The following is a 13,140-nucleotide window of genomic DNA, read 5'->3' as shown; positions in this document are numbered from 1 at the left end:
GTGCGTGAGTCGAGCAGTGCGGGCTGTTCGAACGGAACGGATACCGCCGCCGGGAAATTCGATACGCGCATTCGAATACCCCGGCGGCCTTGCCGGTTCACGGACAGTGGCGGATGAACTGCGGGGTGGGGGCCGAACACCACGGATCCTCGCGATCGGGCCAACCTCCGCCCGGTCCGCCACCTTGTCGGGGTTCCGGACTGGTGGGGTCGCCTGTTCGACTGTCGCGGATTATTGCGTGGCTCTCGGCATCTCAGAAGCTGGTGGAGCCGAGCCAGTTATGTGGTGATCGCAGCAACTGGGTCGTGGAGTTGCATGACCAGCTGTCGAACGACGGATGGGGCTGCCGTGAGGTCGCCTTCGATCCGAAGTTTGCCGCTGTCTGTTGCGAGTTCGCGGCGGTGTTCGGAGGCGGCGATGGCTTCCGGGTTGCCTGCCCAGGCTTGCCTGGAAAGCTCATGGTGCGTGACGTAGTCGGCGACGATTCGGATGTCGGCGTAGCCGACAGAGCCGCCGCTGACCTCGAGCTCGTTGTCGCGGATGCGGATGAACCAGCTCAGTGTTCCGGCGGGCGTGTTGGCCCGGCCGGGTGGTGGGTTCGTCAGGTCTTCACAGATGCAGAAATCGAGGGAATCGAGGTCGTGGCCGTCCAGCAGATCCGCGATGATCATTGCGACGGCATCGAGCCACTCCAGGCTCACGTATTCGAACTTGCGGGTGGGTGACATCTTCCGGATGTTTCCATGCAACGGCCTGCTGATCTTGTGGTGATCTGTGGGGTTCCGGTAGTAATCGCGCGATTGCCCCCGGCCGCGCATTAGGGTCTGACCGCATGGCAGTCCTCTCCCACCCCATCAGAAGCCTGGCAATCGTACTCGGTGTGGCCGTTGCGATTCCGATGCTCGCGACCCTGGCCTTCGCGGCCATCGGCCACCCCGAATGCGCGACCATCCCGGAGGATGTGGGCCCCTGCGGATACTGGGCCCGCGTGGGGGAATACGGGCCGTTCATCATGCTGTGGGGAACGGTCGTCACCGCAGGCTTCGGGTTGATGGTGTGGCTGGTGGTCGTCGGTGTGCTGAGCCTCTTCGCAGCGCTACGGCCTCGCCGCGAGTAGATAGCCGCGCACTGTCCGCCATAAGATGGGAGCCTTCGCCCAGGCCACTGCGGTGGCGGTGGACCGGGAGCCCGTTGCGTACCAGGACTATTGGACCGGGCTGCGGCCCACCTCCGACAACCGCAACCGCCATTTCCTCGATGTGGTCACCGTGAGTCCGGAACAAACCTTCGCTCCGTGGCTCATTCCGCCCGTCACTCCGGCTGGAATGGGATCTCGGCAGCGGGGCGGTCGACACATCCGGGCTCGATTGAGCGAATGAACAGTGGGTGAACCATGATCGAGTGGTGTTGTGTTGTCCGATGGGTATAGGTGGGTCGCGAACTTTGATATCTGAATCGAATAACCTGGCGGCGCACCGCATCTCGATCGGATTCGGGGGACCGTTGTGAGACCCCGCTTCGCACGCAGCGTGTTTCTGCGGGGAGCGCTCGGAATCGCGGTCGCCGGTGTCGGTTTCGCCGGAACCACCCGACTGCCCGCCTCCGACGCGGCGCCTGCCGCAGGCTCCTCCGACGGCACCGCCGGCTCCTCGGACAGCGCCTCCGGCTCCAGCACCGGCAGTGCCGACCCGAAATGGCGTGCGCTGCAGGACAAGCTGCACGGCCGAGTGATACTGCCCGGCGATCTCGGATACCCGATGGCCAAAGAGGTCTTCAACACTCGCTTCGACGACGAGATGCCCACGGCCATCGTGCAGGTCGCGGACGCCGCCGATGTGGCCACGGCCTTCGGCTTCGCGGCCGAGAACGATCTCGAGGTCGCCGCGCGGGCGGGGGGGCATTCCTACGCCGGGGTCTCCACGGCGACCGGCACACTGATTGTCGACGTCCGGCGGCTGCGCGGCGTCCGAGTCGAGGCCGGACAGGCCGTCATATCACCGGGCCACACCCTGTACGAGGTCTACGGGGAACTCGACCGGTCCGGGCAGAGTCTGCCGACGGGCATGTGTCCCAGCGTCGGCGTCGCGGGTCTCACCATGGGCGGCGGGTTCGGCTTCGAATCCCGTGCCTACGGCCTCACCTGTGATCGGCTGACCGCCGCCACCCTGGTCCTGCCCGACGGCACCATCACCGAGGTGTCCGCCACCGCCGGCCCCGACCTGTACTGGGCGCTGCGCGGTGGCGGCTCGCTGTTCGGCATCGTCACCTCGCTGACCTTCGACACCATCCCGGCGACCGCGAAAGACGTGGTGCGCCTGACCTTCTCGGGCGAGAACGCGGATCGCGTCATCGGCGGCTGGCAGGAGTGGCTGCGCGGCGCAGACCGCGAGCAGTGGGCCGATGTCAGCCTGGACGCCGACGGCGAGGGCGGCCTCCGCTGCTGGATGCAGCTGGTCTGCCCAGCGGGTTCGGCCGAGACGGTGACGGCCGCGCTCACCGATGCGATCGGCGTCGCGCCCGCCAACATCGATACCCGCACCCTCAGCCATATGGACACCGTTCTGTATCTGGCAGGCGGCACGGCGGATCAGCCGCGCGTCGCCTTCACCAACGGCTCCGACATCGTCTCGGACCTCACCCCCGACACCATCGGCCGGGTGCTCGAGGCCATCACCCGGTTCTCCAGCGTCGGCGGCACCGGCTGGGTGCAGATCAACACCCTCGACGGCGCGATCCGCGACCTGTCGCCCACAGCCACCGCTTTCCCCTGGCGCGACCACGCCGCCATGGTGGAATGGGGTGCCTACGAACCGATTCCGCACGACGCCGCAATGGCCTGGCTCTCCGACGCCCACGCCACCCTCGCCCCCGATTCGGTCGGCGCGTATGTCAACTACCTGGAGCCCGGCGATCCGCTGTCCCGCTACTACGGCGACAACCACACCCGCCTGTCCGAGCTCCGCAATCGTGTGGACCCGGACAATCGGATCCGTTCCGTCCTGACCTCCTGACCACGCGCCCGACGGTGACCGGGCACAGGGGAGTGCGGCCCAGACGTCGCCTCGCTGAGCGGGGCGACGTTACTGGTCGAGGGCCTCGATTAGGGTGTTGAGGCCGGATTTGACGGACTCGCGCTGGGCCGGGGTGAGGGATTCGAGGGCGCCGGCGAAGCGCTGGATGCGGGCGGAAGTGAGGCCGGTGACCAGGTTGTGGGCGGCGGCCGTGGCGGTGAGGAGTTGGGCCCGGCCGTCTTCCGGGTCGGCGTCCCGGGTCAGGTAGCCGCCCTTTTCCAGGCCCGTCACTATGCGGGACATGGTTGGGGCGCTGACCCGTTCGATATTGGCGAGGTCGCCGAGGCGGAGGGGTCCGGACCGGGCGACGGTCGCCAGGGCCGAGGCCGCCCCGGGGCTGAGGGCCCCGAGGTCGCCGGAGTGGCGCAACAAGCGTAGGAGGCGGCCGATCGAGTGGTACAGGTCGGCAGCTTCGGTGAGCTGGTCGGGGTCGGCGACGCTCGTGGGCTCGGGCAGCGTGATCTCCTCCGGTCAGATTCCCTCGCGAGCGGCTTCCCGCAGTTCGGCAGCCTCGTCCGGGACGGTGGGGCTACCGGCGAACCACGAGGCCACCGCGCCGATCAGCATCATAATCGCGGCTCCCAGGAAGACCACGACCAGACCCGAGTGGAACGGGCCGGAGATCAAGTGCGGGAAGAACTCCTGGCCCGTGAGGACGTCCTTGTGCACGCCCGGGTGGTCCAGGATGCCGGTCGGGCCCAGCAGCGCCTCGATCGGATTCACACCGAGGAAGGCCGCGAACAGGCTGCCGACCGGCGGCAGACCGGAGATGTTCTCCGCGACATTGGCGGGCACACCCTGCGCCTGCAGACCCGAATTCATGGCGCTCGGCAACGTATTGGACAGGCCGATGATCATGAGCGAGAAGAACACACCGATCGACAGCGCCATACCGCCATTGAGCAGCGTGCCGCGCATGCCGGACGCGACACCGCGCTGCGACGCCGGCACCGCAGACATGACCTCGGCGGTGTTGGGCGAGGCAAACATGCCCGAGCCCAGGCCGTTGAGCGCGATGACCACCGCAAACGCCCAGTAGGAGAAGTCCACCGGCAACACCACCAGCAGCACGAACGTCACCGCGGTGATCGCCATGCCGAGGGTCGCGAACAGCCGCGGCCCGTAGAGGTCGGACAGCTTGCCCGAAACCGGCCCGGCCACAAGGAATCCCACCGTCAGCGGCAGCAGGTAGATGCCCGCCCACAGCGGCGTGGACTCGTAGTCGAAGCCGTGCAGCGGCAGCCAGATGCCCTGCAGCCAGATGATCAGCATGAACTGCAGACCGCCACGACCCAGCGACGACATCAGGCCGGCCAGGTTACCGAGCCCGAACGCTCGGACCTTGAGCAGCGACAGGTGGAACATCGGCTGCTCCACCTTGGTCTCGATCCAGCAGAACAGCGCGAGCACCGCGATACCGCCGAACACCGCGGCCAGCACCCACGGGTTGGACCAGCCGGTATTCGAATCCCCGTACGGCTGAATGCCATAGGTGATGCCGGTGAGCAGGGCGGTCAGTCCGACCGCGAAGGTGACGGTGCCCGGAATGTCGAGCGAGCCCGCGTTGCGCTGACCGTTGTCGTGCAGCGACCGGTACGACCACACGGTCCCGAGAATGCCGAACGGCACGCTCACCCAGAACACGGCCTTCCAGTCCCACTGCGCGAGCAGGCCGCCCAACAGCAGGCCCAGGAACGAACCGGCCACGGCCGCAACCTGATTGATGCCGAGCGCGAAGCCGCGCTGTTCGGCGGGGAACGCGTCGGTGAGGATGGCGGCCGCGTTGGCCATGAGCATGGCGCCGCCGATTCCCTGGAACACACGCCATCCGATGAGCCACACCGCGCCGCCGCCGTGCGTGAACGGATCGAACGAGAGCGCGACCGCCGCGATCGTGAAGATCACGAACCCGTAGTTGTAGATCTTGACGCGGCCGACCATGTCGCCGAGCCGCCCGAACATGACCACCAGCACCGCGGACGCGAGCAGGAAGCCCATCATCATCCACAGCAGGTAGCTGACATTGCCCGCCGCGAGCGGGTTGAGATCGATGCCCCGGAAGATGTCGGGAAGCGAGATGATCACGATCGAGGAGTTGATCGTGACCATGAGCATGCCCAGGGTCGTATTCGACAGGGCTACCCACTTGTAGTGCGGGTGGTCATGCTCGATTCGGAGTCGCCTCCGAATGGTCTGGACATCACCGGTATCCAAACCGGTGGTTGGGGCCGCAGCCATCAGAGCCTCCCGCAAGTCAACGAACGAACAGCGCCTAAATATAGTTGCATGTCGCTAACTAATAAAATCGTGCGGCCAGATCACGTCCGGACGGGCGGTCGCGGGATTCATCCTCGGCTGCGGGATCAGTGTGGACGGCGGCTTCGGTGTCGAGATCGGCACCGATCAAGGGCTGGGAGTCAGGATTCTCCCCTCGGTCGGCCCGCCCAGCGCCTCGGCCATCCTGCCCGGTCCGAGCCGGCCCAGTGTCGGCGGGACTCTGGACGTGGGCGAAGGCGTGTTCGGGAACCTGGGACCCGGCCAGGTCACTGTTGCGAGAACGGAGACGGCCCGCCTGAATGCCAACACGACGTTCCCGTATCGCATCGCGTTCAACAATGCCCCGCTGAATATCGCCCAATGCGCCTCGCCGGTGTCGGCCGTCCCTTTCGTCACCACCACTGTGAGCACCCCCGAGGGACTCGCGCAGACCACCGCCTACGGCGACCAGTTCACCTTCTGAAACCCGGCCGAATCGGGTCCTAAGGGCGAGATCCTGTACCGGGTGGCCAGGCTCGTCTGGGCGCCCAACGGTGCCGGTAGCATGGGCTGCGCCCGCGCGTGTGATGTGCGCAGTTCGCACGATGCCGCGCTGCGGGATATCTGCCGCAAGTTCGGTTCTTCTCCGGATCTTCCCGACCACGTGAGGAGTTCGACGATGACGACTGTGGCACCAGCCAGTAACTGGCCTCTCATGCTCGGCAGCGCAGCGGTGTTTCCCGCCCGGGACGGCGGTCTGAGCACACCGTTCATCTTGGTGGGCGACTCGGACATGACGGCCGCCGATCCCGGTGCCTTCGCTCGGCAACTCGACAGCCCGAGGTACTCGTTCCGGGAGGCGCTGCGCGCCGCCGGCGCCGACTTGATCCTGGTGTCGCTGGGCGGTGGTGACACTCTCGACGGCGCCGCCCACCGCAGTGTGCTCGAGGTCCTGTTCCGCGTGATCGGCGAGCGCCTGGGCTCGACTCCGTTCACGGTGTGCGGGATCGGGCGCGGAGCCCTGCAACTGCGCTACACCCTGGCCAGGTGCGAGTGCGACCGCATCGACCACCAGACCGGGCAGTTCGTGTCCTACTCCAGCCCTACCCCGAGCGCTGCGGAGGCCGACGCGCTCAACGGGGTCGGCTGCTGGCCGGTCATACCCCGCAGACTCGAGGTCGCAGGCCCCGGCATCACCGCGGACAGCTTCGACTACGAGAACAGCGCCTTCGACGACCTCATCACCGGCGCGGCAGCCAACCGGAACCCGCTGTTCACCGAAGAATTGGGCAATCACATCATCGAACAGACCGTCGACCTATAGGACATGCGCCCCGTGTGTGCCGGATCGGTAACCATCTGGACAGACACCGGGCCCGCTCGGCAAACGCTCGCCTTCACCACGCAAGGCGAGCGTTTGTCGTTCCCTTCCCTGCCGGACCGGTATCACCGGGGCCACGACACCGCGATGGTGTTCATCGGGAGCATCCCACCGGACACCTGGATCAGGTCCTGGCCGGGACCTGACCCTCAGACCAGTCTCTGATCAGCCACTGACCGCGCTGACAGAACCGGCCACTGCGCGGTGCCAGCGACCGAGCCCCCACCCGGATTACCGAATGGGGGCTCAGCAGAGTCTCTACCGGCAGCGATACAGGCGCCGCCCTACCCGGCCCGCGAGCGAGCGGTATTCGATCGGAGCCACTCGATCACCTGCTCGGCATGGCGGTCGGGCGGGAAGACCGGGTAGAAGACGTGCTCGATGACCCCGTCTCGGACAACGAGAGTCAGGCGCTTGTAAAGGTCGCGGCCGCCCGACTCGAAGGTGGGAAGCGATAGCTCGGCGGCCAGGCGGAAGGAGGTGTCGGAGAGCAATCCGAACGGAAGGTTCAGACGGTCGACGACCTCGCGCTGATATTCGGTGTCCTGACTGGACAGTCCGAATACCCGGGCGGCGCCGGCTGCCAGTAATTCACTGTGATGGTCGCGGAAGGCGCACGCCTCCGGGGTGCAGCCACGTGCGCCGGGGATCTCGTTCCACCCGAGGGGTATGTCGGTATCGGGCCGGCCGGTGAGTGGATAGAGGTAGATGATCGTCCGCCCAGCAGGCAGCGCGGCCAGATCAACCTTCGTCCCGTCCGTGCAGTCGAGCACGAGTGCGGGCAGTCTCGTGCCGGGCAGATGTGCTGCTGCGCCGTCGTCCTCGGGCACGGGCAAGTCCGACGGCAGTGTGAAGAGGTCGGTCACAGGTGGTGCGACCCGGCTGTGGCGATAGGCGGCGTCGCGCAATCGAGCCGTGAGCGCGCCCCTGCGTACATTCAAAGCGGTGATGCGCGAGTCGATTTCATCGATGGCTCGCTGGTATTCCGCCAGCGATGCCGGACAGTCGTCGACATGCTCGCCGCCCGAGGACAGGCAGTCCAGAAACGGTCTGGTCTGATCCACCGCGATCCCGAGCCGACCCAATGTCCGGATCTCCCGAACCACGCGGACATCGTGCTCGGAATATTCGCGATATCCGTTCGCCGACCGCCGCGGCGAAATCAACCCCATCGCCTCGTACCGTCGAATCGCTTTCGGACTCACGCCCGCCAACCTCGCGACTTCCCCGATTCTCACACCCGGACCGTAAACCCTGCCCCCAGGGGCAATGTCAATCAGCTGTAGGGGAGCGGGCGCGAGCTTCATTGATGAAAGGCTCGGCGATCAGGTTTCACGCACCGCGAAAGGCCTTGTCCGCCACCCTGTCCGGATCGGTGATGTGGGAGAGGAACAGGCGGGCGGCGGGGGCGGGGGTGCGGGTGGTGACGACATGCCACGGGCGGTTGAGGGGAGTGCCCTCGACCGCGATGACTTCGAGCAGTCCGGCTGCCAGGTCGGTGGCGACGGCGTCGGAGTGGATGAGGGTGATGCCCAGGCCCTCGCGGGCGGCGGCCAGCGCGGCGCCGTGGGTGCCGAGAGTCAGTGTGGGCGGGCGAATTTGGAGGCGGTCGAAGAGGGCAAGGGTGGTGTCGCGGGTGCCGGAGCCTTTGCCGCGCAGAAGCCAGGTGGCCTCGCAGGGGTCGGGCCAGGCGTCGGGCGCGCCGACCACGACCAGCTGACAGGGGCGGCGGGCGCGGGTGACCAGTCCGGCGTCGCGGGGTGGGCGGCCGGCGATCACGAGATCGGTTTCGTGGTGGGTCAGTTCGAGGTAGAGCACGTCGCGGGGCTGGATGGACAGGCCCAGTTCGATGTCGGGGTACCGGATGCGGAAGGACGCGAGCAGCCGGAGCAGCACGTATTCGCCGGCGGTCGCCACCACGCCGATACGCAACCGGCCGGTCTCGGCTTCCCGGACGGCCGCGTGCGCCTCCTTCATCAAGCCGAGGATGCTGCGGCAGTAGTCGGCGTAGACCCGCCCGGCCTCGGTGAGCGCGATACCCCGCCCGGATTTGGCGACGAGTTTCGCGCCGAGTTGTTTCTCGATGTGTGCTACGGCCGCCGAGGCCGCCGCTTCGGTGATGTGCAACTGTGCGGCCGCGCGGCGAATGCTGGAGTGCTTGGCAACGGCGAGAAAGGTTTCCATGCGCACCGCGCTCACCGTACCCATACTCAACGGTAGCAAACTCGACGAAAAGGTTGAGCGAGAACAGAAACAATCGAATTGTTTGTCGTTAACGGCCCCGTCATCCTGGGAATCACAAGTCGCCCAACCCGGTTCGCAGGAGGAATGATGGCCGGATCTGTCGATGATCAGCGCAGCCGGTGGGATCCGGGTGTGCAGTCGTACGCGTCGATGGGATACTACGCTCCCGACTATCAGCCCAAGGACACCGATGTCCTGGCGGTCTTCCGGGTGACGCCCCAGCAGGGCGTCGATCCGGTGGAGGCGTCCGCGGCGGTGGCGGGTGAATCATCCACGGCCACCTGGACGGTGGTCTGGACCGACCGGCTCACCGCGCACGAGCGCTACCAGGGCAAGTGCTACCGCGTCGACGAGGTTCCGGGCCGCAAGGGCGAGTACTTCGCCTATGTCGCCTACGATCTCGATCTCTTCGAGGAGGGTTCCATCACGAACCTCACCTCCTCGGTCATCGGCAATGTATTCGGTTTCAAACCGCTGCAGGCGTTGCGGCTGGAGGATATGCGTATTCCCGTGGCGTATGTCAAGACCTTTCAGGGTCCGCCGCACGGAATCGTTATGGAACGGGAGTATCTGAACAAATACGGCCGTCCGCTGCTGGGCGCCACGGTGAAACCGAAACTCGGTCTGTCGGCCCGCAACTACGGCCGCGTGGTGTACGAGGCCTGCCGGGGCGGACTCGATTTCACCAAGGACGACGAGAACATCAACTCGCAGCCGTTCATGCGCTGGCGCGACCGCTACCTGTTCGCGATGGAGGGCGTCAACCGCGCCATCGCCGAAACCGGAGAAATGAAGGGGCATTATCTCAATGTCACGGCCGCCACGATGGAGGACATGTACGAGCGCGCGGAATTCGCGAAATCGCTCGGCAGCTGCATCATCATGATGGACCTGACGGTCGGCTACACCGCCATGCAGTCCATGTCGAAGTGGGCGCGCCGCAATGGCATGCTGCTGCACCTGCATCGGGCCGGGCACTCCACCTTCACCCGGCAGAAGACCCACGGCGTCAGCTTCCGGGTCCTGGCCAAGTGGTGCCGGCTGATCGGTGTGGATCATCTGCACGCGGGCACGGTCATCGGCAAGCTGGAAGGTGATCCGCACACGGTCAAGGGCTTCTATGACACGTTGCGCGACAACCACATTCCGATGAACCCGGTCAACGGCATCTTCTTCGACCAGGACTGGGCCAGCCTGCCCGGTGTCATGCCGGTCGCCTCCGGCGGCATCCACGCCGGCCAGATGCACCAGCTGCTGGACCTGTTCGGCGACGACGCCATCCTGCAGTTCGGCGGCGGCACCATCGGCCATCCGATGGGCATCGCCGCGGGCGCGGAAGCCAACCGGGTCGCTCTCGAAGCAGTGGTCAAGGCGCGCAACGAGGGTCGCGATCTGCTCAAGGAGGGCCCGGACGTGCTGCGCCGCGCCGCCGAGATCTGCCGCCCGCTCGATGTCGCGCTCGCCACCTGGGGTGATGTCACCTTCGACTACACCTCCACCGACGCCCCCGACGCCGTACCGACGGCCTCCCGCTGAAAGTCGAGGAATCCCCATGCATCTGCGCCAAGGCACCTTCTCGCACCTGCCGGACCTCGACGACACCGAGATCGCCGCCCAGGTCCGCTACGCCCTGCTCAACAACTGGCCGGTGTCCATCGAGTACACCGACGATCCGCACCCACGCAACAACTACTGGGAGATGTGGGGCCTGCCGCTGTTCGATCTGGATGAGCCCGACGGGGTGCTCGCCGAGATCAACGCCTGCCGGGCCACGTTCCCGCGCCACTACATTCGCGTGAACGCCTACGACGCCTCCTACGGCCGGCAGACCACGGCGCTGAGTTTCCTCGTGCAGCGCCCGGCCCACGAGCCCGGTTTCCGCCTCGACCGGACCGAGTCCGACGATCGCCGCCAGCACTACGGCTTCCATGCCTACGCACTCGACGACCGTCCGGGCCAAAGGTATGGCGGCTGAACAGCTTTCGGAACGGGAGGATATCGTGAGCGCGGAACGCCCCGCGGTACCGGGCGGCCGGCAGCCTGCAGCCGGCCGCCCGGCGGGCGGGTTCCAGATGCATCGGCCCGGGGTCACGAGCCCCGCACCGGTGCGCGGTACGGCCGCCGATGGTCCTCCCCGACCGGAGGATTCGGCGGCCGACCACCTGCACCGCCTCGCTTCCGGCCCACCGGAGATGCTGGCCGACGACGCCCTGCTGGATCTGTCGACGGATGTCGCGGGCAAGGACGTCGAGGACACTCTCGCCCGCCTCGACGCGGAACTGGTGGGTCTGGCGAACGTCAAAACCCGCGTGCGGGAAATCGCCGCATTGCTGCTGATCGATCGCGCCCGTCAGCGTTTCGGGCTCCAGGCTACCCGCCCGACCATGCACATGAGCTTCACCGGCGGGCCCGGGACCGGGAAGACCACGGTCGCCCTGCGCATGGCCGAGATGCTGCACGCCCTCGGGTACATCCGGAAACCCAAGGTGCACACCGTCACCCGCGATGATCTGGTCGGCCAGTTCATCGGTCACACCGCGCCCAAGACCAAGGAGGCCCTGGCCAAGGCCGCCGGGGGAGTGCTGTTCATCGACGAGGCCTACTACCTGTTCCGCCCCGAGAACGAGCGCGACTACGGGCAGGAGGTGATCGAGATCCTGCTGCAGGAGATGGAGAACGAGCGCACCAGCCTGGTGGTCATCTTCGCCGGCTATCCGGACCGGATGGAGACCTTCTTCTCCGCCAATCCCGGCCTGTCCTCCCGGGTGGCCCACCACATCGAGTTCCCCGACTACACCCACGACGAGCTCATGGCCATCGCCGAACTCATGGTGCGCCAGGAGAACTTCCGCTTCGATCCGGAAGCCGCGCAGGCCTTCTCGCGCTATCTGAAGCTGCGCATGGCCCGCCCCCGCTTCGCCAATGCCCGTAGCGTGCGCAATGCCCTCGATCGCTGCCGGCTGCGGCAGGCCAAACGCCTGGTCGAACTGCACCGGCCGGTCGGTCGCACGGATCTGATCACCCTGACGGACAGCGATGTCCTCGGCAGCAGTGTCTTCGCGGACGCCCTCGCCGACGAGGGGGCCCCTCCATGACGAATTGAGAGCGATTGTGCCCGAAGGATTGAAGACCCTCACCCGCTACACCATCGAGCAGGAGCACCGGCATCCCGGATCGTCCGGGGAGTTCTCGGCGCTGCTGAACGTGCTCGCCACCGCAACCAAGATCATCGGGAATCAAGTGACCCGGGGAGCGATCGTCGGCTCCCTGGGCGCGTCCGATGCCGAGAATCTGCCGGTCACCGTGCACCGGAAGATGGACGCGATCGCCAACGACATCATGGTGGCCGAGAGCCAGTGGACCGGACCGCTGGCGGCGCTGGTGTCCGAGCAGATGCGCGAATGCCATCAGGTGCCGACCGAGTATCGGCGCGGGAAGTATCTGCTGGCCTTCGATCCGCTGGACGGATCCAGCAATATCGACGTGAATCTGCCGGTGGGAACGATCTTCAGCGTGCTGCGCGCTCCGGAGGACGGGCGCGAGGCCGCCGGCACCGATTTTCTGCAGCCGGGCGTCCAGCAGGTGTGCGCCGGCTTCACGCTGTACGGGCCCGCGACCATGCTGGTGCTCACCACCGGCAACGGGGTGGACGGGTTCACGCTGGATCGCGAGGTGGGCGCGTTCGTGCTCACCCATCCACGCATGCGAATCCCCGACGACACTTCCGGTTTCGCGATCAATGCCGCCAATGAGCGGTTCTGGGAACGCCCCGTCCGCCGCTATGTCCACGAATGCCTCGAAGGCGTGGACGGCCCGCGCGGACGGGATTTCAATATGCGCTGGGTCGCCTCGCTGGTGGCCGACACCTTTCACATCCTGACCCGCGGCGGGCTCTACATGTATCCGCGCGATACCCGCAATCCCGAACGCCCGGGCCGGGTTTCGCTGCTGTACGGGGCGAATCCGATCGCCTTCATCGTCGAACAGGCCGGTGGCGCGGCCAGCACCGGGCACGAACGGGTGCTGGATGTGCGGCCCGCGGAGCTGCACCAGCGGATCCCGTTCATCTTCGGCTCCCGCAACGAGGTTGAACGGATCGAGCGCTATCACCGCGAACCGGAGGAGGGGCCCAGTTTCGACGCCTCGCTCTTCGGTTCCCGCTCCCTGTTCCGCGCGTCCCGGCACTGA

The 13,140-nt window shown here is 66.6% G+C and carries 13 protein-coding genes; 8 read left to right on the top strand and 5 right to left on the bottom strand.

From position 1 onward, the window contains the following. Positions 1-278 precede the first annotated feature (278 nt). Positions 279-728, bottom strand: coding sequence for a hypothetical protein (locus ACFXHE_RS08105; RefSeq protein WP_379381058.1), 450 nt, complete (start codon positions 726-728; stop codon positions 279-281). 104 nt (positions 729-832) lie between these two features. Here ACFXHE_RS08105 and ACFXHE_RS08100 point away from each other — a divergent pair, with 104 nt between their 5' ends. Then, positions 833-1,117, top strand: coding sequence for a hypothetical protein (locus ACFXHE_RS08100; RefSeq protein WP_379381056.1), 285 nt, complete (start codon positions 833-835; stop codon positions 1,115-1,117). A 412-nt stretch (positions 1,118-1,529) separates the two neighbouring features. Continuing rightward, positions 1,530-3,011, top strand: coding sequence for an FAD-binding protein (locus tag ACFXHE_RS08095; RefSeq protein WP_379381054.1), 1,482 nt, complete (start codon positions 1,530-1,532; stop codon positions 3,009-3,011). 69 nt (positions 3,012-3,080) lie between these two features. Here ACFXHE_RS08095 and ACFXHE_RS08090 read toward each other — a convergent pair whose 3' ends face one another. Both ACFXHE_RS08090 and ACFXHE_RS08085 read right to left on the bottom strand, forming a co-directional pair. Then, positions 3,081-3,443, bottom strand: a complete 363-nt coding sequence (locus tag ACFXHE_RS08090) for a MarR family winged helix-turn-helix transcriptional regulator (RefSeq protein ID WP_379381052.1) — start codon at positions 3,441-3,443, stop codon at positions 3,081-3,083. A 99-nt stretch (positions 3,444-3,542) separates the two neighbouring features. Beyond that, on the bottom strand, positions 3,543-5,309 hold the full coding sequence (locus tag ACFXHE_RS08085) for an MFS transporter (protein ID WP_379381050.1): 1,767 nt from the start codon (positions 5,307-5,309) through the stop codon (positions 3,543-3,545). Positions 5,310-5,370: 61 nt separating this feature from the next. Between ACFXHE_RS08085 and ACFXHE_RS08080 the strand changes: the two genes are divergently transcribed. Then, complete coding sequence (locus tag ACFXHE_RS08080) at positions 5,371-5,811, top strand: MspA family porin (protein WP_379381402.1); 441 nt, start codon at positions 5,371-5,373, stop codon at positions 5,809-5,811. 195 nt (positions 5,812-6,006) lie between these two features. Then, positions 6,007-6,651, top strand: coding sequence for a hypothetical protein (locus tag ACFXHE_RS08075; RefSeq protein WP_379381048.1), 645 nt, complete (start codon positions 6,007-6,009; stop codon positions 6,649-6,651). A 341-nt stretch (positions 6,652-6,992) separates the two neighbouring features. Here ACFXHE_RS08075 and ACFXHE_RS08070 read toward each other — a convergent pair whose 3' ends face one another. Next, positions 6,993-7,946 carry a MerR family DNA-binding transcriptional regulator gene (locus ACFXHE_RS08070; protein ID WP_379381401.1) on the bottom strand — a complete coding sequence of 318 codons (954 nt, stop codon included), beginning with the start codon at positions 7,944-7,946 and terminating at the stop codon, positions 6,993-6,995. A gap of 94 nt (positions 7,947-8,040) precedes the next feature. Further along, positions 8,041-8,916, bottom strand: a complete 876-nt coding sequence (locus ACFXHE_RS08065) for a LysR family transcriptional regulator (protein WP_379381046.1) — start codon at positions 8,914-8,916, stop codon at positions 8,041-8,043. Between the two features lie 123 nt (positions 8,917-9,039). Between ACFXHE_RS08065 and ACFXHE_RS08060 the strand changes: the two genes are divergently transcribed. Genes ACFXHE_RS08060 through ACFXHE_RS08045 form a run of 4 tightly spaced genes read left to right on the top strand, consistent with a single transcriptional unit; the run spans position 9,040 to position 13,140 of the window. Continuing rightward, positions 9,040-10,488, top strand: coding sequence for a form I ribulose bisphosphate carboxylase large subunit (locus ACFXHE_RS08060; protein ID WP_364610746.1), 1,449 nt, complete (start codon positions 9,040-9,042; stop codon positions 10,486-10,488). A gap of 16 nt (positions 10,489-10,504) precedes the next feature. After that, positions 10,505-10,927, top strand: a complete 423-nt coding sequence (locus tag ACFXHE_RS08055; protein WP_364610743.1) for a ribulose bisphosphate carboxylase small subunit — start codon at positions 10,505-10,507, stop codon at positions 10,925-10,927. A gap of 25 nt (positions 10,928-10,952) precedes the next feature. Continuing rightward, entirely contained in the window at positions 10,953-12,047 is a 1,095-nt protein-coding gene (locus ACFXHE_RS08050) for an AAA family ATPase (protein ID WP_379381044.1), read from the top strand. 16 nt (positions 12,048-12,063) lie between these two features. Then, complete coding sequence (locus ACFXHE_RS08045) at positions 12,064-13,140, top strand: class 1 fructose-bisphosphatase (protein ID WP_379381042.1); 1,077 nt, start codon at positions 12,064-12,066, stop codon at positions 13,138-13,140.

This window comes from Nocardia sp. NPDC059229, assembly GCF_042754165.1.
In the GTDB taxonomy this organism is placed as follows: Bacteria; Actinomycetota; Actinomycetes; order Mycobacteriales; family Mycobacteriaceae; genus Nocardia.
Note: the sequence above shows the minus strand (reverse complement) of the source record. Positions and strands in the feature narration are given on the sequence as shown.

Bases quoted from the DNA above. Each gene is read 5' to 3' on its own strand.
- ACFXHE_RS08105 (WP_379381058.1), bottom strand. From the start codon at position 728: ATGTCACCCACCCGCAAGTTCGAATACGTGAGCCTGGAGTGGCTCGAT.
- ACFXHE_RS08100 (WP_379381056.1), top strand. From the start codon at position 833: ATGGCAGTCCTCTCCCACCCCATCAGAAGCCTGGCAATCGTACTCGGT.
- ACFXHE_RS08085 (WP_379381050.1), bottom strand. From the start codon at position 5,309: ATGGCTGCGGCCCCAACCACCGGTTTGGATACCGGTGATGTCCAGACC.
- ACFXHE_RS08075 (WP_379381048.1), top strand. From the start codon at position 6,007: ATGACGACTGTGGCACCAGCCAGTAACTGGCCTCTCATGCTCGGCAGC.
- ACFXHE_RS08065 (WP_379381046.1), bottom strand. From the start codon at position 8,916: ATGGGTACGGTGAGCGCGGTGCGCATGGAAACCTTTCTCGCCGTTGCC.
- ACFXHE_RS08060 (WP_364610746.1), top strand. From the start codon at position 9,040: ATGGCCGGATCTGTCGATGATCAGCGCAGCCGGTGGGATCCGGGTGTG.
- ACFXHE_RS08055 (WP_364610743.1), top strand. From the start codon at position 10,505: ATGCATCTGCGCCAAGGCACCTTCTCGCACCTGCCGGACCTCGACGAC.